The sequence below is a fragment of the Streptomyces sp. NBC_00158 genome (assembly GCF_045160885.1).
GTDB lineage: Bacteria > Actinomycetota > Actinomycetes > Streptomycetales > Streptomycetaceae > Streptomyces.
In genome coordinates, this window is record NZ_CP108162.1 from 140,509 (window position 1) to 159,454 (window position 18,946).

At 74.2% G+C, this 18,946-nt stretch carries 16 protein-coding genes; 7 read left to right on the forward strand and 9 right to left on the reverse strand.

Annotated features, from left to right (window positions below):
- Nucleotides 1-18: 18 nt before the first annotated feature.
- On the reverse strand, nucleotides 19-1,494 hold the full coding sequence (gene zwf, locus OG553_RS35875) for a glucose-6-phosphate dehydrogenase (protein WP_331727993.1): 1,476 nt from the start codon (nucleotides 1,492-1,494) through the stop codon (nucleotides 19-21).
- 240 nt (nucleotides 1,495-1,734) lie between these two features.
- Nucleotides 1,735-2,196: a hypothetical protein gene (locus tag OG553_RS35880; protein WP_331727994.1), complete on the reverse strand. Its 462-nt coding sequence runs from the start codon at nucleotides 2,194-2,196 to the stop codon at nucleotides 1,735-1,737.
- A gap of 316 nt (nucleotides 2,197-2,512) precedes the next feature.
- Between OG553_RS35880 and OG553_RS35885 the strand changes: the two genes are divergently transcribed.
- Nucleotides 2,513-3,244, forward strand: a complete 732-nt coding sequence (locus tag OG553_RS35885; RefSeq protein ID WP_331727996.1) for a hypothetical protein — start codon at nucleotides 2,513-2,515, stop codon at nucleotides 3,242-3,244.
- A 33-nt stretch (nucleotides 3,245-3,277) separates the two neighbouring features.
- Here OG553_RS35885 and OG553_RS35890 read toward each other — a convergent pair whose 3' ends face one another.
- Nucleotides 3,278-3,937, reverse strand: coding sequence for a hypothetical protein (locus OG553_RS35890; protein ID WP_405983239.1), 660 nt, complete (start codon nucleotides 3,935-3,937; stop codon nucleotides 3,278-3,280).
- A 175-nt stretch (nucleotides 3,938-4,112) separates the two neighbouring features.
- On the opposite strand from OG553_RS35890, the gene OG553_RS35895 reads away from it, so the two are divergent.
- The 3 genes from OG553_RS35895 (at nucleotide 4,113) to OG553_RS35905 (ending at nucleotide 7,411) form a co-directional block, all read left to right on the forward strand.
- Nucleotides 4,113-4,931, forward strand: a complete 819-nt coding sequence (locus OG553_RS35895) for an APH(3'') family aminoglycoside O-phosphotransferase (RefSeq protein ID WP_331728002.1) — start codon at nucleotides 4,113-4,115, stop codon at nucleotides 4,929-4,931.
- A gap of 87 nt (nucleotides 4,932-5,018) precedes the next feature.
- A complete protein-coding gene (locus tag OG553_RS35900) occupies nucleotides 5,019-5,897 on the forward strand; it encodes a YhjD/YihY/BrkB family envelope integrity protein (protein ID WP_331728005.1) in 879 nt (292 codons plus the stop codon).
- Nucleotides 5,898-5,989: 92 nt separating this feature from the next.
- On the forward strand, nucleotides 5,990-7,411 hold the full coding sequence (locus tag OG553_RS35905) for a DUF2252 domain-containing protein (RefSeq protein ID WP_331728007.1): 1,422 nt from the start codon (nucleotides 5,990-5,992) through the stop codon (nucleotides 7,409-7,411).
- 64 nt (nucleotides 7,412-7,475) lie between these two features.
- Here the strand turns inward: OG553_RS35905 and OG553_RS35910 are convergent, their stop codons facing one another.
- Entirely contained in the window at nucleotides 7,476-8,825 is a 1,350-nt protein-coding gene (locus OG553_RS35910; RefSeq protein WP_331728010.1) for a hypothetical protein, read from the reverse strand.
- Nucleotides 8,826-8,895: 70 nt separating this feature from the next.
- On the reverse strand, nucleotides 8,896-10,122 hold the full coding sequence (locus OG553_RS35915) for a saccharopine dehydrogenase C-terminal domain-containing protein (RefSeq protein WP_331728012.1): 1,227 nt from the start codon (nucleotides 10,120-10,122) through the stop codon (nucleotides 8,896-8,898).
- A gap of 113 nt (nucleotides 10,123-10,235) precedes the next feature.
- Between OG553_RS35915 and OG553_RS35920 the strand changes: the two genes are divergently transcribed.
- From OG553_RS35920 to OG553_RS35930, 3 genes are all read left to right on the forward strand, one after another.
- Nucleotides 10,236-10,946 carry a TetR/AcrR family transcriptional regulator gene (locus tag OG553_RS35920; RefSeq protein WP_331728015.1) on the forward strand — a complete coding sequence of 237 codons (711 nt, stop codon included), beginning with the start codon at nucleotides 10,236-10,238 and terminating at the stop codon, nucleotides 10,944-10,946.
- A 196-nt stretch (nucleotides 10,947-11,142) separates the two neighbouring features.
- The gene (locus tag OG553_RS35925; RefSeq protein ID WP_331728018.1) at nucleotides 11,143-12,717 is read left to right on the forward strand and encodes an APC family permease; all 1,575 of its coding nucleotides are present in this window, start codon (nucleotides 11,143-11,145) and stop codon (nucleotides 12,715-12,717) included.
- Nucleotides 12,718-13,089: 372 nt separating this feature from the next.
- Nucleotides 13,090-14,088 carry a hypothetical protein gene (locus OG553_RS35930; RefSeq protein ID WP_331728021.1) on the forward strand — a complete coding sequence of 333 codons (999 nt, stop codon included), beginning with the start codon at nucleotides 13,090-13,092 and terminating at the stop codon, nucleotides 14,086-14,088.
- Between the two features lie 121 nt (nucleotides 14,089-14,209).
- Here the strand turns inward: OG553_RS35930 and OG553_RS35935 are convergent, their stop codons facing one another.
- From OG553_RS35935 to OG553_RS35950, 4 genes are all read right to left on the reverse strand, one after another.
- Nucleotides 14,210-15,733: an SPFH domain-containing protein gene (locus tag OG553_RS35935; protein WP_331728024.1), complete on the reverse strand. Its 1,524-nt coding sequence runs from the start codon at nucleotides 15,731-15,733 to the stop codon at nucleotides 14,210-14,212.
- Nucleotides 15,734-15,797: 64 nt separating this feature from the next.
- The gene (locus tag OG553_RS35940) at nucleotides 15,798-16,295 is read right to left on the reverse strand and encodes a hypothetical protein (protein ID WP_331728027.1); all 498 of its coding nucleotides are present in this window, start codon (nucleotides 16,293-16,295) and stop codon (nucleotides 15,798-15,800) included.
- Nucleotides 16,296-16,396: 101 nt separating this feature from the next.
- Complete coding sequence (locus OG553_RS35945; protein ID WP_331728029.1) at nucleotides 16,397-17,470, reverse strand: helix-turn-helix domain-containing protein; 1,074 nt, start codon at nucleotides 17,468-17,470, stop codon at nucleotides 16,397-16,399.
- Between the two features lie 173 nt (nucleotides 17,471-17,643).
- Complete coding sequence (locus tag OG553_RS35950) at nucleotides 17,644-18,924, reverse strand: TerD family protein (RefSeq protein ID WP_331728032.1); 1,281 nt, start codon at nucleotides 18,922-18,924, stop codon at nucleotides 17,644-17,646.
- Nucleotides 18,925-18,946: the final 22 nt, after the last annotated feature.

An 18,946-nucleotide genomic window follows, 5' to 3' on the forward strand; every position in this document is an offset into this window, starting at 1 on the left:
GGCCGGTGTCCGGACGCGCTACGAGGGCGTGGCGCCCCGGTCGGGCAGGTGCCAGCGGTAGGGGGCGACGAGGGCTTCGATGCCGGCCGGGCCCCAGCTGCCGGGGGCGTACGGTTCGACCGGCGGGGGCGCGTCGAGCAGGGGGGCGGCGACCTCCCAGAGGCGTTCGACGCCGTCGGAACGGGTGAACAGGGCCTGGTTGCCCCGCATGGCCTCCAGGAGGAGGTGCTCGTACCCCTCCAGGGAGTTCTGCGCGGCGAAGGAGGTGGCGTAGTCGAACACCATGGCGGCGTCGGCGAGCCGCATCGACGGCCCGGGTTCCTTGGCCAGGAAGCGGGCGGTGATCGAGCCGGGGTCGCCGAAGTCGATGACCAGCTCGTTGCTCCGGCCGCCGGCGGTGGCCCGGGCGTCCAGCGGGAACATCCGCAGGACCGGCTCGCGCAGGCCGAGCGTCACCACGTGCCGGCCTTCGGCGAGGGCCTTGCCCGTGCGGAGGTGGAAGGGGACCCCCGCCCACCGCCAGTTGTCGATGCCGACGCGCAGCGCCGCGAAGGTCTCGGTGTCGGAGGCCGGGTCGACGCCCTGCTCCTCGCGGTAGCCGGTGTACTGGCCCCGGACGACGTCGGCGGGGGCCAGCGGGCGCATGCTGTGGAAGACCTTGGCCTGTTCGTCGCGCAGCGCGTCCCCTTCCAGGGCGACGGGGGGTTCCATGGCGATGAAGCCGAGCAGCTGGAACAGGTGGGTGACGACCATGTCGCGGAAGGTGCCGGTGCCCTCGAAGAAGCGGGCGCGGCCCTGGATGTCGATGTGCTCGGGCACGTCGATCTGTACGTGGCTGATGTGCTCGCGGTTCCACAGCGGTTCGAAGAGGCCGTTGGCGAAGCGGAGCGCGAGGACGTTGTCGACGGCCTCCTTCCCGAGGAAGTGGTCGATCCGGAACACCCGTGACTCGTCGAAGACGGCGTGGATGGCGGCGTTGAGCGCGCGGGCGGAGGCGAGGTCGGTGCCGAAGGGCTTCTCCACGATCACCCGTCCTCCCTCGGCGAGCCCCGTGTCGCCCAGCAGGGCGATGACCGAGCCGAACGCGACGGGCGGCACGGCCAGGTGGAAGAGCCGGCGCGGGCTGCCGCCGAGGGCGGTCTCGGCCTCCCGCACCGCCGCCAGCAGGGGCTCCGCGGCTCCCGTGTCGGCCGCGCCGAAGGACAGGGCGGCTTCGAAATCCGCCCATTGCGGGCCCTCGGGGCGGGAGAGGCCGAACTCCGCGACGGCCTGCCGCGCGTGGTCGCGGAACTCCGCGCCGGTGGGGGCGCCGGCGGCCGGGGCGGTGCCGACGATCCGGTAGCGCGGGGGCATCAGCCCGGCCCGTGCCAGGTGGAACAGGCCGGGCAGCAGCTTGCGCCGCGCGAGGTCGCCGGTGGCGCCGAACAGCACGATGACGTGGTCCGGGGGAGGCTCGTCGCCGGAGCGTGGGGACTGGACGGGCGGCTGGGTCATGGGGGGGTCCTCACTCGTCCGCGCCCGGGCTCTGCGCTGCACGCCGCACACTGCGCCCGGCACGAGCCCGGCCCCTGCCGTTCTCCGCCCCGGGGCGGCGGCCGTGCGTCCTTCGGACCCACTCTGCGCACTCCCGGCCGATCCGGCACCCCGGGCCCGTCCGATCCGGTGGCGCGCCCGGGGCCGTACTGCGGTCGGGACTGTGGGCGTACGGCGTCCGTTGCGGATCCCCCAGGCGGATCAGGCCGGTACGACCTCGACGGGGAGGCCGGCGGCGCGTGCCGCGGCGACCGTGTCCGCGGTGCCGCCCGGGCGGCCCGGCAGGCCGTTCCACACCGCGACCAGCAGGTCGGCCCGGCCCAGGAGCACGCGGTTGGCGGCGCTGTAGGCCCGCCTGGAGGCCTGCCGGTACGGGAGGACCGTCACCGCGGCCGCGGCGTCGTGCAGACGGTCGAAGTGCGCGGCGTAGTGCGGGGCGACCATCCTCGCGCGGTAGTCGTGCGAGGGCAGGACGACCTCCAGCCGGCCGCCGGCTTCCAGGACGAGGTCCGCGAACAGGGCGTCGGCCCCCTCGGCCAGGCAGGAGAGGCCGGTCAGCCCGCCGGCGGACGAGCGCGCGAGGACGGCGCGCAGGGAGTCCGCGATGGCGGCCGACCTGTCGGGGTCGATGCGCGTGTGCCCGGTGACGGCGACCGTCGTCACGTCCCACCCCCGAGGAGCCTCGTCCCAGCCGTTCGTTTTCCGGCCGAAAGATAGCCGGTGCGACGCGGATGCGGGTGGAGGGGCCGACGGGCGGACGGACCGACGGGCGGGGGGCCGGGCCCGGCGTCCGGGGGCCGGGACGCTCCCGGTACAGTCCCCATTCGATCTTGATCAACTCGGGGGACGGGGACGCCGGATGGCACGGCAGGACGGGTACGGCGGGCGGCCGGGCGGCTGGTCTCCGGCTGGGCGGACCCACGCCCCGCCGTACGGGAGGCGGCCGGCGGACCGGGAGCGGACGCGGCGCCACGGCTGTGTGACGGCACTGATGGCCCCCTTCGTCGCGGCCGCCCGTTTCCAGCGCCCGGGACGCGAGGACCGGCTGGCGGACCCCGCCATCTCCGGGGCCCAGGTGGCCCGTACGTGCATAGGCGTGGGAGCCACGGCCTGGCTGTTCTACGCGTACTCGCTGCGCCAGGGGGCCAAGGACGTGATCGACGACAAGATCACCGAGATGCTGCTCGCCGCCGCCGTACTGATGGTCGTGGGACCGCTGGTGGTGGGCGCCTTCGTGGTCGCCGCCCGGCCGCCGCTGCGCAGCCGGTACCGCCGGCGGCTGCCGGGCCCGCTGACGGCTTTCGGCGTGCTCTTCGGGGCGGCGGCCCTGCTGGCCTTCGCCTTCCGGCGCGACCTGCACGACAGCCTGTTCGGCGGAATCGGGGACGTCGGCTTCGTCCTGAGCCTTCTCATCGGACTGACCTCCCTGTTCCTGCTGCCCTTCGTCCTGGCCTCCTCGGTGCTGTGCGTCCACCATTCCTTCCGCACCGCCGACGTCCACGAGGTGCTGCCGCCCCTGCTGTCTCCGGTCGTCGTCGTGGCGATGTCCGTCCTCCAGGCCGTCGACGGGCCGCCGGTCAACGCCCCGCAGGGCGTGTGGCTCCTCTTCCTCGCGGGGGCGCCCCTGTCGGTGACCGCCCTGTCCGTCTGGGAGCTGCGCCGGCTGCGCACCCGGTACGGGATCACCGTGCGCGGCGCCCTGGGCCGGTAGGCGGCCGCGCGTCGCGCGACGCATCCGTGTCCCTCACCCCGCTCCCCCACCCCGCCCCTTCGGCGCCTTCGACGGCCGTGGCCGCCCGTCGGGGCGCAGGCCCGCCCGCCTCAGCGCGACCTCGGACAGGGCGGCGACCACCTGCCGGTCGCCGCGGCGCCAGGCGTCCGCGAGGCCGCCCGGCGGGGCGGGGACCGCGCCGAGATCGGCCAGGGGTCCGGTGAGGGCGCGCAGGGCGAGGAGGTCGGCGCCGCCGGGTGCGTCGGCCAGGCGCCGGACGGCGGCACCGCGCCGGATCCAGCGCAGGCGCGGGGGAAGCCACAGCAGGAGGACGAAGGCCACGGGGACGACGATCAGGCCCACCGCGGCCAGGGTGGCCAACTGGCCGACGGCGTCCTGCAGGGACTGTCCGGCGTCGGCGAGCCCGGTGCCGGCGTCGGCCGCGGACTGGAACGGCTTCTTCAGGAGGCCGCCGACCAACGGCACGTCCGAGGCCGTCTCGCCGGCGTCGTCGAGGGCGCTCGCGAAGCCTTCGCCCGCGCTCTCCACCTTCCGTCCCGGCTCGGCCAGCCGCATGATCGCGTCGTGGACGGCCAGCGCGAACCACACCGCGCAGGCGATCACGGCCACGGCGATCAGGTCCGCGAGGATCTGGCGGTTCCGCCGTGCTGGGGTCTGGGCGTAGAGAAGCATCGGCTGCTCCGCTCCTGTTCCGGTCATGGCGACGGGGGCCGGCTGCGGGGCCCGGCCCGTGGTTCGACCGTACGTCGGCCCGGCCGCTTCCACCGGTGTTCCCGGAACTCGCCCTTTCACGGCTGTCCCTGAAGCCCGCCCCGCGGGGAAGGCCGGGCTCGGTAGGGTGACCGCCATGGACGATCACTCGGAAGCCCGCGTCGTGTCACCGGCACTGCTCGGCGCGGGCGGCGACTGGCTGCCCGTCACCACCGGTGAGTCGGGGGCCTTCGTCTTCCGCAGCGCGGACGCCGGCCGGTATGCCAAGTGCGTCCCCGTGGCGGATGCGGCGGACCTGGCGGCGGAGCGCGACCGGATCGCATGGCTGGGCGCCCGGGCGGTACCGGGTCCGGCCGTCCTCGACTGGTACGACACCGACGCGGGAGCCTGCCTGGTCACCAGTGCCGTCCAGGGCGTTCCCGCCGATCAGGTGTCGGCCGCGGATCTGCGGGGCTCCTGGGGCCGCATAGCGGACGCGGTCCGTCGTCTGCACGAAGTGCCCGTGTCGCAGTGTCCGTTCCACCGGGGCCTGGACACCATGGTCACCCTGGCACGCGACGTCGTCGCCCGGGACGCCGTGAACCCCGAGTTCCTCCCCGTCGAGCAGCAGCACACCCCTCCCGCCGACCTGCTGGACCGCCTGACCCCGCAGGTCCCCCGGCGGCGGGACCAGGAGGCCGGTGACGCGGTCGTCTGCCACGGGGACCTGTGCCTGCCCAACATCGTGCTCGATCCGCAGACCCTGGACGTGTCCGGCTTCATCGACCTGGGCCGCCTCGGACGGGCCGACCGCCACGCCGATCTGGCGCTGCTCCTGGCCAACGCACGGGAGACGTGGGCGGACGAGGAGCGGGCACGGGCCGCGGACGTGGCGTTCGCCGAGGAGTACGGCATCGCCCTCGACCACGAACGCCTGCGCTTCTACCTCCACCTCGACCCGCTCACCTGGGGCTGACCCCTCGGTCCGGCCGCGTTCCGTCGGGGTGCCGCGCCGGGCCGGGTCCGCCAACCTGGACGGGGACGAAGGAGGCGGGTGCGCGGCGTGCTGTGGGCATCGTGGTGGCGGACCCGCTCGCGGGAGCTGGCGGAGACCGGACGGCGGATCCGGTACCGCAGCGAGGTCCGCTTTCCCGTGATCACCCATCTGGCGGAGCGCATGATCGCGGTGAACATCTTCGACTCGGCGACCCGGGTGGCCGCACAGGTCCTCCTGACGGTCGTTCCCCTGCTCTTCGTCGTCGCCTCGCTCGCCCCGCAGGCCCTCCAGGAGCAGCTGACCTCGTCGCTGCGCGCCCTCTTCGGCCTCACCGGCGCGTCCGGCGAGCAGCTCGACGAGTTCTTCGCCGGGACGGACGAGGACGTGCAGAACGCGGTGGGTGTGGTGGGGTCGGTGATGGTGCTGCTGTCGGCGACCGCGGTGAGCCGAGCGGTCCAGCGGCTGTGCAAGCGCGCGTGGGGGATCCCGCGGGGCGCGGCCCGGATCGCGGTCTGGCGCTGGGTCGTGTGGATCGCCGTCTGGACGGGCCTGCTGGTGGTGCAGGGGCCGGTGCGCGACGGGTTCGGCACCGGACTGTGGCTGGGCGTCCCCCTCACCTTCCTCCTCCAGACGGCGGCGTGGTGGTGGACGCAGCACCTGCTGCTCGGCGGTGCGGTCGGCTGGTGGCCGCTGCTGCCCGGGGCGCTGCTCAGCGCCGCGGCCGTCACCGTGCTGTCGCTCGGCGCGCGCCTGTACATGCCGCTCGCCCTCAACCGGGTGCTGGGCGAGTACGGGGCGTTCGGGTCGGTCTTCGTACTGCTGTCGTGGCTGATCGTGCTGTGCGTGGCCATCGCGGTCGGCCTGAGCACGGGCGCCGTGCTGGCGCAGGAACCGTACCTGGCGGGTCGTCTGGGCACTCCGGTCCGGGACCCTGGGAGCGGGTAGCCCTGACCGGCGTACGTCCGGGTGGGCCCCCGCCGCGCGGGGCGCATGCTGGAAGCGCACGGGCCCGGGTTCCACGAGCCGAGGAGGTTCGCATGACGCCGATGCACGGGACGACCGCGGCCGGTGGCGGGCCCTGGCTGTCCCCCGAGGAACGGGCCGCCCGTGGCAGGGCCGCGCGGAAGAGGGCGCCGAGGTCCGGTCACGAGGAGTTCTCCGCCTCCGCCCGACGGGACCCGGTGGCCGTGATCGAGCGGCAGTCCGCCACCCGTCTGGCCGAGCTGGTCCCGGTCCGCTACGGGCGGATGATCGAGTCGCCGTTCCGCTTCTACCGGGGCGCGGCCGCGGTCATGGCCGCCGATCTGGCCGGCACGGCGGACTCCGGCCTGCGGGTCCAGTTGTGCGGCGACGCGCACGTACTGAACTTCAGGTTGCTGGGATCCCCGGAGCGCAACCTCCTCTTCGACCTCAACGACTTCGACGAGACCTTGCCCGGTCCGTGGGAGTGGGACGTCAAGCGGCTGGCCGCCAGTCTCGTCATCGCGGCACGGGAGAACGGCTTCGACGAAGCCGAGCGCGCCCGGATCGTGCGCTCCACGGTGCGCTCGTACCGGGAGTGGATGCGCCGCTTCGCCCTCATGCGCAACCTGGACGTCTGGTACGCGCGCGTGGACGCCGACCGGCTCCGGACGGTGGCGGCCGGGGCCCTGCGCGCGCGGGGGCGGCGGCGCGTCGCCGACACCCTGGAGAAGGCGCGCGGCCGCGACAGCCTCCAGGCCTTCGGGAGGCTCACCGAGGTGGTCCGCGGCGAGCGGCGCTTCACCGCCGTGCCGTACCTGATCACCCCGGTCGCCGATCTGCTTCCCGACCGGGAACGGGGGGTCCTCGAACAGGAGATCCGTGACCTGATCGACCGGTACGGACGCACCCTGCCGCCGGAGCGGCGCCACCTGCTGAAGCAGTTCACCGTCGTCGACATGGCCCGCAAGGTGGTCGGCGTCGGCAGTGTCGGCACCCGCTGCTGGATCGTGCTGCTCACCGGCCGCGACGGGCGGGACCCGCTGATCCTCCAGGCCAAGGAGGCCGGCGAATCGGTGCTCGCCGCGCACGTCGGCGCGAGCGGGCACGCCACCCAGGGCGAGCGGGTGGTCGCCGGGCAGCGGCTGATGCAGGCCGCCGGGGACATCTTCCTCGGCTGGACCCGCGAGGAGGGCATCGACGGCCGCGAGCGGGACTTCTACCTGCGGCAGCTGCGCGACTGGAAGGCGATCGCCGACCCCGCGGACATGGTGCCGCGCGGCATGAGGGTGTTCGGGGAGCTGTGCGGGGAGACCCTCGCGCGGGCGCACGCGCGCTCCGGGGACCGGATCGCGATCGCCGCGTACCTGGGCGGGGGCGATGTCTTCGACCGGGCCGTGGAGCGGTTCGCGGAGAACTACGCCGACCGCAACGAGCGGGACCACCAGGCCCTGCTGGAGGCGGTCGCGGACGGCCGGCTGCCGGCGGTGCCGGCCTAGCCGACCCGGGTCGGGGATCCGCGCCGCCCTGCACGGGGCCCGGCTGCGTGCCGGACGCCAGGCGTCAGGCCTGCTGGTTCCGGCTTCCGGCGTCCGGCTCCTCGGCGAGGAACCGGGCCACCGCGAGGGCGAAGAGGAGTGCCAGGGCGCAGCCCACGACCACCCAGCCGGTCGGGTGGGGCCAGACGACGTACGCGACGACCGCGCCCGCCACGAGGATCCAGGTGGTCCCGGTCCGGTGGCGGCGGAGGAACGGACCGAGCGGGCCGGTGCGCAGTCCCAGCCGGTCTGCCGTGCCCCGGGTGGCGGTGATGCCGGAACGCCACACCGCCCGGACCGCACCGGCCCCGCGTCCCGGCCCCGTCAGCCAGGCCGCGAGGGCGACGACCGCCCCCAGCACCACGACGGTGCGCACGGCCAGCCGCAGGAGGTGGACCATCGCGTCGTAGACGGAGCCGGCGGCCGCCTGGGAGACCGTGTCGGGCAGGGCGTTCAGGTACACCGTGCGGAAGACCGTCAGCGTGATGCCGAGGACCAGCGCCGCCGCCGCGAAACCGAGGGCCGCCGCGATGAGCGCCCTGCGCCGGCGGGCGCGGAGCAGGACGCCCCCGGCGGCGAGGAGGACGGCGAGTACGGGCAGCCACGTCCCGGCGAGCTGGAGGAGCCGGAAGCCGGTCCTGACCCGGCCGATGTCCTGCGACTGCACGAGGGTGAAGTCGGTGTGGATCTCGGGGATCTTCTTCGCCGCTCCCAGCCCGGAGCGCACGAGCCGCTGCTCGACCTGTTCGATCACCGGGGCGAGGTCGAGGGTCACCGCGTCGTTCTTGATCCGGACGGCGCCCTCTTCGCTGCCGGTCAGAGCCCGTACGAGCGACGTGTGGACCGCGCGGTTGGCGTCCGCCCACACCGTCGCGAAGGCGTCCGAGGCGACGACCTCCCTCGCCTTCTCCCGGACGAAGCTGCTGAGCGCGTCTTCGAGCGAGCCGCCGAGCCCGCCCAGTGCCTTCTCCAGCAGCGGCCGCTGGTCGGGGGCCGCGTCCTCCAGCAGCGCCGGGAGGTCGATGTGCTCCATGACCGCGCCGGTGACCCGGTTCGCCACCGCCGCCTGTACGTCGGGGTCGGAGGCGAGGGGCGCGACGGTCTTGACGTAGCGGTCGGTGTCCCCGGCGATGTCGGAGGTCCAGGAGGCCAGGATGCCCAGGGGGGCGAGTACGCAGCCCAGCACGATCAGGACGGCGCCCAGGAGGGAGCGCGCGCGGTGCCGGCGCGGGGGTCGCGCGGCGGCCTCCTCCTCCAGCGCGAGCACGCGCGCCCTCAGCGCGGCCAGTTCCTCCCGGCCCCCGTCCTGCGGCCGGTCGTGCTGTGGCCGGTCGTGCTGTGGCCGGTCGTGCTGTGGCTGGTCGTCCTGCGGCATCACCGGCCTCCTGAGGGTCCGGCTCCAGCCAACCAGCGCCCGACGGGTGCGCGCGAGACGGGAGGGCCGGTCAGCCCTGTTCGCGGACGCCCCACGGGGAGCCGTACGCGGTCAGCAGGTCCAGGAACGGGCGCGGCGGGAGGGCCTCCGGGCCGAGTACGCCGGACTCCGCCCACACTCCGCCTGCGAGGAGTTCGAGCGCCACGACCGGGTTGACCGCGGTCTGCCACACCACGGCCTGCGAACCGTACTCGCTCATCGACCACTGGTTGTCCACCACGTGGTAGAGGTACACCTCGCGCGGCCGGCCGTCCTTGGTCCCCTTCACCCAGGTCCCCGCGCAGGTCTTGCCCGACATCCGCTCGCCCAGCGTGGCCGGGTCGGGCAGGCACGCCGCCACCACGTCGCGCGGCGAGACCCGTACGGGGGTGCCGTCCGCACCGCGGACCGTGACCGGTTCGGTCGAGTCGAGGCCCAGCGCGTGCAGGGTCTTCAGCTTGCCGATGAAGTCCTCGCCCAGGCCGTACTTGAAGGTGACCCGCCGGGCGTCGACCCAGCGCGGGACCAGCAGCACCTCCTCGTGCTCGACGTTGACGCACTCGACCGGGCCGATGCCCTCCGGGAAGTCGAAGACCTCCGGCTCGCTGAAGGGCTCGGTGGTGAACCATCCGCGTTCCCGCTCGTAGACCACCGGCGGGTTCAGGCACTCCTCGATCGTCGTCCAGATGTTGAAGGACGGGGCGAAGTCGTGGCCCTCCACCGTCAGGTTCGCCCCGTCGCGGATGCCTATCTCGTCGATCACGTCGAAGAGTTCGTCGGCCGCGTACCGGGCGAAGACGTCCGACAGGCCCGGCTCCACGCCCATCCCGACCAGGGCCAGCCGGCCCGACTTCTCCCAGGCCGCGGCCCGTTCGAACTGCTCGTCGCCGAGCTTGACGCCGCACTCCGCGTAGGGACGGCCGGGGTGCGGCCGGGACAGGGACATGGCCATGTCCACGTAGTGGCTGTCCGCCGCGAGGGCCGCCTCGAACAGCGGCATCACGAACCGCGGGTCCGTGGCGTTCAGCAGTACGTCGCACCGCTCCTCGGTGAGGAGCGCGGCCACCGCCGCCCGGTCGGAGGCGTCGACGCGGCGCGCGTGGAACCGGCCGCCGGCTCCGCCGAGCGCGGTCACGGCCGCCTCGGCGCGGGCCAGGTCGTAGTCGGCGACCACGAAGCGGTCGAAGAAGTCCCGTCGGGCCGCGATCCGGGTGATCGCGGTACCGACGCCACCGGCGCCCACTAGCAGAACACGCATGACGAAACCCTCTCTCGGTGAGGTCCACGGAGATCCGCGCCTCGTGGGAGGGATGAAAGCCGGGATCGCAAGATAAGGTCAATGGTGTTGGCGTAAGGAAGGGGAGGTGTCCGATGGCGAAGCCCGTGGTTCCCGAGGAAGCCCGTCGGCGGCGACGTCCCACCCGGCAGGGCGTGGTCCTGTCCGAGCGGCTGATCGTCGAGACCGCCCTGCGCATGCTGCGGGAACACGGCAGCGCCGGCCTGTCCGCCCGGCGGCTCGGCGCCGCCCTCGGAGCCGATCCCAGCACCCTCTACCGGTACTTCGAGGGCATGGACGCCCTCACCCTCGCCATCGGCGAGGAGCTCATCGGGCGGGCCCTGGACGGGTGGGCCGCCACCGGCCAGTGGCGTCACGACCTGCGCGAACTCGGGCTGCGGATCCACGGTGCCTACCTCGCGCACCCGCAGGCGGCCGTACTGACCGCGGGCCGCGTGACCGGACGGCCCCGTGAGATCGCCGCCGACGAGGCCGTGCTGGGCATCCTGCGCACCGCGGGGTTCCCCGACCCGGAGGCGGTCGTGATCTACCACGCCTTCATCGACCAGAGCCTGGCCTTCGCGGCCCTGGACGCCGGATCCCTAGCCCTGTCCGAGCCGTCCCGGACCTCCGACGAGGGGCAGTGGGAGTCCACGTACGCCCGGCTGCCGGCCGACGAGTACCCGCACATCAACGCCACCCGGCGGCTGCTCGTCGCCCGCATGAACCACAGCGCCTACCCGGTCGCCCTGGACATGCTGCTCGCGAGCGCGCAGTCACGGCTCCAGGCCCTGCGGAGCGGCTGACGCGGCCGCCGCCGCGGCCGTCCCGCAGCCTTCGTTGGTCCTTCGCGGGGCCTTCGTTGGGCCTTCCCGGGGCCCTTATGCCAACACCATTGACCCCTCCCCTCCCGCGCGGGTTTCCTCTTCGCAGTTCACCCCCCCGTTCACACCGCGCCCACCACGGCGCGGCCCGCACACCGCACCAGTACAGCGAGGGACGATGGCCGCAGACACCCCGCCGGAAACCACCCCCCGTGCCGCCACGGCCACGGCCACCGCCACAGCCACGGCCCCCGCCGCGCCCGCGGTACCGGGCGGGAACGGCACGCCGACGGGACAGGCCCCGGCAGGCGCCCTCAAACCGGACGCGATCGGCTTCCTCGACTCCCTCGCCATCGGCCTCAACGCCACCTCCCCCGCGTACTCGCTGGCCGCCGTCATCGGCCCCCTCGTCGCCCTGGTCGGCGTACACGCCCCCGGAGTGATGCTGGCGTCCTTCGTCCCCATGCTGCTGATCGCCTCCGCCTTCCACTACCTCAACCGGGCCGATCCCGACTGCGGCACGACCTTCTCCTGGGTCACCCGCGCCCTCGGCCCCACCACCGGATGGCTGGGCGGCTGGGCCATCGCGATGACCGGAGTGCTCGTCGTCGGCTCGCTCGCCGACGTCGCCGTCGGCTTCGGACTGCTCGCCGTCGGGGCCGACGGCCTGGCCGGCAACAACCTGGTCCGCGAGGCCCTCACCGTCCTGGTGATCCTCCTGATGTCCTGGCTCTGCGTACGCGGCACCGAGGTGTCGGCCCGCTTCCAGAACGCGCTCGTGCTGGTCCAGGTCCTCTGCCTCGTCGTGTTCGCGGGCGTGGCCCTGTGGCGCGTGTACGCCGGCACGGGATCCCTGGACGCCGTCCGCCCGGCCGCCGGCTGGCTCGACCCCTTCGGAGCCGGCGGCTCCGCGCTCACCGGCGGCCTGCTGCTCGGCGTCTTCGCGTACTGGGGCTGGGAATCCGCCGTCAACCTGACGGAGGAGACCAAGGACTCCGCCGACACCCCCGGCCGGGCGGGCATCTGGTCGACGGTGGTCCTGCTGGCGACCTACGTGGCCGTGGCCTTCGCGGTCGTCGCCTACGCCGGCACCGCCTACCTCGCCGGACAGGCCGACGCGGAGGAGGACGTCTTCGCCGCGCTCGCGCGCGAGGTGCTCGGCGGCTGGGACTGGATCCTGCTCCTCGCCGTGGCCACCTCCGCCCTCGCATCGACCCAGACGACCATCATCCCGGCCTCCCGCACCGCCCTGTCCATGGCCCGCCGCAAGGCACTGCCCGCCGGGTTCGCCCACATAGACGCCCGCCGCGGCACACCGGGCACCAGCACCTGGTGGGTCACCGGGACGGCGATCGTCTGGTACGTCGTGATCCACCGGATCAGCGAGAACGCCCTCGCCGACTCCCTGACGGCCCTGTCGTTGCTCATCGCCTTCTACTACGCCCTCACCGGCATCGCCTGCGCCGTCTGGTACCGGCGCCGGCTGCTGCGGGGGCCGGGCCCCTTCCTGCTGCTCGGCGCGGGCCCGCTGCTCGGTGCGGCCATGCTGATCTGGCTGCTGGCCGAGTCCGTCGCCGACATGGCCGACCCGGCCAACGCCTCCAGTTCGACCGCCTGGTTCGGGCTGGGCGCACCGCTGGTGATCGCGCTCTTCCTGGCCGGCGCGGGAGTGGTGCTGATGCTGCTGCTGCGCCGCGGCGGGTCCGGAGCCTTCTGGCGCGAACGGCCCGGCGTGGCTCCCGAGACGCCCTGAAGGGTGTCGCGGAACGGCCGTGCCGTCAGGCCCGTCGGGGCGTGGTGGCGGGTCGGGTCGGGTCGGGTCGGGTCCAGTGTTCGAGGTCGCTCAGGGCCTCGGTGAAGGAGCCGAGCATCGGGCGCAGGTGGTCCGCGTCGAGCGGGACGAGGCCGTCGGTGTGGCCGGGCGGTGTCGCCCAGTTCGATCAGACGGTCTTGGCCGCACCGCCCGCCGCCTCGTCCTCGCGGTCGGCCGGCTGCCCGGCGCAGGGGGCTCGCGCCGGCCGCACCGGGCTCCCCCGGGTGGGGGAGACGTATCCGTCCGGCGGGTGACGCGGGCGGCCCGGTCCGGCCGGAGGCTGTAACTCCTGCCGGTGGAAGGGGAGTTCGGGTGGGTCGCTGGGATCGGGTCGGGCGGGCCGCGGCGTACGGGGCCGCGCTGGCGTTGTCGCCGTACTTGCTGATCAAGGTCTCGTGGGTGGTCGGCTCCCTCGTGGGGGTGCTGCCCGTCGGCGAGGGGTTCGGGACGGCGGAGTGGGTGGTGCTCAACACCGTCACGGCCGGCATGGCGGTGATCGGGATCGCTCTGGCGCTCGCGCTGGTGCGGCCGTGGGGGATGCGGATACCGGGGGCCCTGGTCGCCTTCTGTTCCTGGGTGGGGTCGGGGTTCCTCGTCTCGGTGCTGCCTTTCGGCCTGCTCAGTGCGCTCCTGGACGCGGGCGGCGACTCGCGGGGCGGCGGCGGTGACGACCCGGCCATGCCGGTCTGGGAGGGAGTGCTGGTCGAGTTCGGTTTCGTGGGCATGGGGCTGGGGCTGGCGCTCGCCGTCCCGGCGTACCTGCGGCGCCGCTGGCCGGACGTGTTCACCGGACGCGTCGGTGACGGGCCGCGTACGGCGCCGCCGTGGGCGGCCGCCGTCGGTGCCGCGGTCGGTGCCGCGGTCGGGCTGGTCTGGCTCTACTGGGCGGCCGGAGGCACCCTGGGAATCGCCCACCCGGTCCAGCGCAGCGGCGACTGGCACGTCCTGGCCGCGGTGGGGGGATTCTGGGCACTGGCCGGATCCGCCGCCACCTGGACGGTGGCCCGGGCGCGTCCTGCCGGGCTGCCGCGCCTGCTCCCGCTGGCCTTCGGGTGGATCGGGTCGGGCTCATTGTTCGCGTGGAGCGCCTGGAAGCTGCCGCTGGTGCTGTACGTGGCGCTGGCGGAACCGGCCGGTGCCACACCGCCGGAGGACATCACCGTCGCGGCGGTACTGCACCTGTCCGCCGTGACGGCGGGGGCCGTGATGATGCGGACCCTGGTCCGCGCGCGCCTTCGTCACGCCGAGTCCGATGCCCTGCGCGGGGTTGACCATCGTTCCGGGCAGGCCGGGGCGGCGGGGCGGCCTTGAGCGCCCCGTACGATCTCGCGTACCCCCACTGCCACGGTGCGGGCGCCCGGTACCCCGAGCCGGAGAGCCGGGCGCGTACGGACGGTCCGGGCGCACCGTCCGGGGCCGTGCCGTTGCCGCGTCAGGTGGTGATGGCGATCTTCTCGTTGGTGGGGGCCGGGTCGGGGGTGGGGGCCGGCTTGGTGGTGGTGAGGGTCTTGAGGAGCTGGGGGAGGTCGACTCCCGTGGTGGAGCCGAGGAGTTCCATGCCCTGGGCGACGTTGTCGGCGACCGTGCGGGACAGCTTGCTCGCGCCGTCCGTGGAGATCACCGTCATCTTGTCGATGGCGCCCAGCGGTTCGGCGGCCTTGGCGACCACCTGCGGGAGCACCTCCACCAGCATCTGGACCATCGCGGCGTCGCCGTAGTTCTGGAAGGCGTCGGCCTTCTTCCGCATCGCCTCGGCCTCGGCCGCGCCCTTGGCCGCGATGGCGGCGGCCTCGGCGTCGCCCTCCAGGCGGACGGCCTCGGCGATCGCCGCGCGGCGGGCGCGTTCGGCCTCGCCGCGCTTGGCGCCCTCGACCGCCTCGGCCTCCGCGAGGGCGGAGCGGCGCTGCTTCTCCCCCTCACCGGTCAGCCGGGCCCGCTCGGCCTCCGCCTGGGCGCCGGCGATGGCGGCCAGCCGCTCCGCCTCGGCCTGCTTGACCCGGGCCACGCGCTTGGCCTCGGCCTCCTGTTCGGCCTGGTAGCGGCGGGCGTCGGCGGGCTTGCGGACCTCGGTGTCGAGCTGGCGGTCGGTCAGCGCCGCCTGCCGTTCGGCGACCTTCTCCTGCTCCGCCAGGATCTGCTGCTGCCGGTCGGCGTCGGCCAGCGGACCCGCGGCGTTCGCCTGGGCCGCGGCCGCGTCGGTCTCGGCCTTGATCTCGGCCTGGCGCAGGTACAGGGTGCGCTCCGCGACCGCGATCTCCTCCTCGGCCTTCAGGCGGGCCCGTTCGGCGGCCTGGCGGGCGTTGGCCTCGGCGATGTCGGCCTCCTGCTTGGCCCGGGCGGCCTCCGGGCGGCCGAGGTCCTCCAGGTAGGAGCCGTCGGTGGAGATGTCCTGGATCTGGAAGGCGTCCAGGACCAGGCCCTGCCCGGACAGGCTGGCCTCGGCCTCCTCCGCGACCTGGCCGGCGAACGCGGCGCGGTCGCGGATGACGTCCTCCACCGACATCCGGCCGACGATGGCGCGCAGCGCGCCGGAGAGCACTTCCTGGGTGAACCCGACGATGCCCTCCTGCTGTTGCAGGAAGCGCTGGGCGGCGGCGCGGATGGCGTCCTCGTTGCCGCCGACCTTGACGATCGCGACGCCTTCGAGGTGGGCCTTGATGCCGCGCAGCGTGACCGCGCCGCGGACGGCGACCGGGATGTGGCGGCTGGAGAGGTCGAGGGTGTACCGCTGCTGGACGAAGGGGACGACGAACACCCCGCCGCCGACCACGACCTTCTGGCCGCTGTTGTCGGTGACGACCTGGCCGGTGGCCGGATCGGTGGACTTCTTCCCGCGCCGTCCCGTGATGATGAACGCCTCGTTGGGCCCGGCGACCTTGTACCGGGTGACGACGACGAGGGCGAGCAGGACGAGGAGTACGACGACTCCCACGACCGCTGTCATGACCGGGTTCATGCTGGATCTCCCCTGCCCCTCAGGGGCATTTCGGTGGTGGATGCGGGCGGACGCCCGGCGGGCGTCAGCGTTCGACGGCGCGCACGCTGACCAAGGTGGACGACGGCGTCCCCGTCACCCACACCTCCGCACCCGTCGCGAGCGGGCCCTCGGCGATGGCCGCGTACTTGACCGGCTGCCCGCCCAGCCGCAGCAGGACCTCGCCGTACCCGCCCGCCGGGACGGCGGTGACCACGAAGCCCGCGGAGCCGACGAGTCCGCTCGTGCGCGGGGCGGCTCCGCCGTCGTCGCGGGCCAGCGCCCGGCACACCCGGTACGTCAGCCCGCCCGCGCCGGCCCCGGCCAGGGCCCCCGCTGCGGCCGCCGCTCCGGGCCCGAGACCCGTGGTCCCGAGCACGATCGCCCCCGTGAAGCCGAGCATCGAGACGAAGCCCGCGATCACCGGGAGCGACAGCCACCCGTCGAACAGTCCGTCGAGGGCGCCTTCGAGCAGCCCGTCGAACGCCAGCGAGAAGGCCAGCAGGACGATCCCCGCCATGCCGAGACCGAGAAACGGGCCCATGAGCACTTCTCCTCGCAGTCGGCGTTCTCGCTGGACAAGAGGAGTGTTTCAAGGCGGTTCAGGGCCCCGCATTGCCTGGCCTCGGCAATCTTTACGCCGTTTTAACGCACGGCGGCGGGAGCAGCGGCCTCGGCTCCGGGCCAGCCCAGCAGCCGTGCGCCGATCACGGCGGTCTGGAGCATGTACCGGCTCCGCGGCTGGGCGGGGTCCGCACCGCTGAGCTTGTGGATCCGGTCCAGCCGGTACGTGAAGGCCCGTACGCTCAGCGACAGGCGGCGGCTCGCCTCCATCGCCACGCATCCGCTGTCGAAGTACGCGGTCAGGGTGTCCAGCAGCGGCTGGGCTCCTCCCCGGGCCCCGCGGAGCGGGCCCAGGACGCTCTCCACCAGGTCCGCCATCGCCTGCCGGTCGCGCGTGAGGACGGGGTAGACGAGCAGGTCCGCGGCGTGCAGTACCGGCCCCTCCAGTCCCATGCGGTCGGCGAGTTCGAGGGCGTTGAGCGCTTCCTCGTACGAGTGGACGACCCCGCCCGGCCCGGGATGGCTGCGGCCGATCGCGGCCCGGCCGCCGTCCGTGGCCGCGTGCGCCCGCTCCGCGAAGTAGGCGAGGACCTCGGGCTGGTCGCCGGAGGCCACGCAGACGAGCCGGCCGTCCTTCGTCGCGATGAGGACCTGCCGGTTCCCGAACCGGCCCAGCACCGCCTGCTCGATGCGGCGGGCCACGGGGTAGCCGTCGCCGTACGGCTCGCGCCCGGCCGCCACCGCCACCGCGTGGGCCTGCGAGAGCCGCAGCCCGAACCGCTCGGCCCGCTCCGCGAGCCTCCCCAGCCCGCCGCGCCCGAACAGCAGGTCGTCGATGAACTCCCGCCGGGCCGCCTCCTCCTGCCGTACGGCTTGCCGCTGGGCCAGCTCGTAGCCCTCCACGAACGCGTCCACGGCCTGCTCGACCGCGGCCAGCAGCGGCCCCGCGCGCCGGGCCGGCGCGGCTTCCCGGGCCACGGCCAGGTGATCGCGTATCAGTTCCCGCAGGGGCAGCCCCGCCTCGGCGGCCCGCTCCCCCTCGGCCCGGCGGGCCTCGGCCTCGGCACGGGTGAGCCTGCGCCCCGTGGCGCCGGCTTCGCGGAGGATCTCGGCGTATCCCGCCAGGTGGCCCTCCAGAGGTTCCCGGTCCGCCACGTCACTCCCTCGATGTCGATGTCGATGTCGATGTCGATGTCGATGTCGATGTCGATGTCGATGTCGATGTCACTGCTGGTGCACATGCAGGCGTCCTGGACGCGAGGACCAGCCTGGCACGTACACGGGATCGCACCGTCACGGGCGTGGCGGGGAGGGTGCCGCGTACGGGGTCAGCCGCCGGCGGGGTCTGTCTTGAACTCGACGGGGCCGGTGCCCATGCGGAACTTCCCGTTGGAGTAGAGCGTCGGCCGTGCCTCGACGTCGCGTCCGCTGTACTGCTCCACGTGCCCGATGCGGACGCCTTCCCCGGTGGTGAAGTCGACCATGGCGATGGCCACCCAGTAGGCACGGGCCCGGGTGCTGAACAGGGGCACGGTGACCGTGGAGCCGCAGTTGTCGGTGACGACCACGTGCGCTCCGTACGACCGGAAGGATCCGACGCCGTTCTCGACCGCGCTGTAGGCGCACAGCAGGACGTAGCCCTGGAGGTCGGGGCGGGCGATGGAGACGGTCTCGCGTCCCGGCGCCCGGGCGTCGCCGTCGAGGGCGAGGAACGGCGGGCCGGTGAGCGAGCCGAGGCGGCGGTAGTAGACGGCCAGGTCGGTCGCCTTCGGCCGCTGCCGCCCCGCGGTCACGAGGTGCCTCGGGACGGACAGGGCGTACAGGTCGAGGTCCGCCCCCGCCTGGCGGCGCCGCGTGCTCCCGCCGTCCCACTGGAGCGTCGCGGTGACGACGACGCGGGGATCGTCCTTGCGCAGCGACAGCACGTCCGTACCGGACTTGGTGAGGACGACGTGCCGCGCGGCGGCGGCCGGCGGGGTGGTCGGCCGGGCCTGGGCGGGGGCGGCCGGGACGGGGGCGGTCCGCCGGGTGGCCGGGGCCTGGGCGGGCGCGAGCGCGGCGGCCGGAGCGGGCGCGGCGGTCGGAGCGGGCGCGGCGGTCGGGGCCGGGCCGGGGTCGTCGACGGCCACGCCGAAGTCCGTCGCCAGTCCGGCGAGGCCGGTGGCCCAGCCCTGTCCGACGGCCCGCACCTTCCACGTACCCGCCCGCCGGTACAGCTCGACCACCAGGGCCGCCGTCTCCCCGCCCGTCAGCGGCGGCGGCTCGAAGACGATCCGCGTCCCGCCGCACTCGACCGCGGCCCCCGGCGTGCTCCCGGCGTCGAAGGAGGCGGGTCCGCCCGCTCCGGCGTCGAGCGCGGCGACGATCGCGACGCGCTCGACCGGTGCGGGGACGGCCGCCAGGTCCGCCGTGATCGTGTCGTCGGCCAGCTCCACGCCGCTCTCCACCGGATGGTTGAAGAAGACCAGGTCCTCGTCCCCGCGCACCTTGCCGTCGGCTCCGAGCAGCACGGCGCACACGTCGATCTCCGCGCCGGGCGACGTGAGCCGGACCCGGCACGAGGGCGCCGGCAGCGGGGTGTTCGCGCCCTTGGCGAGTCTGATGTCCATCGGTGGCCTCTCGTCGTGTTCC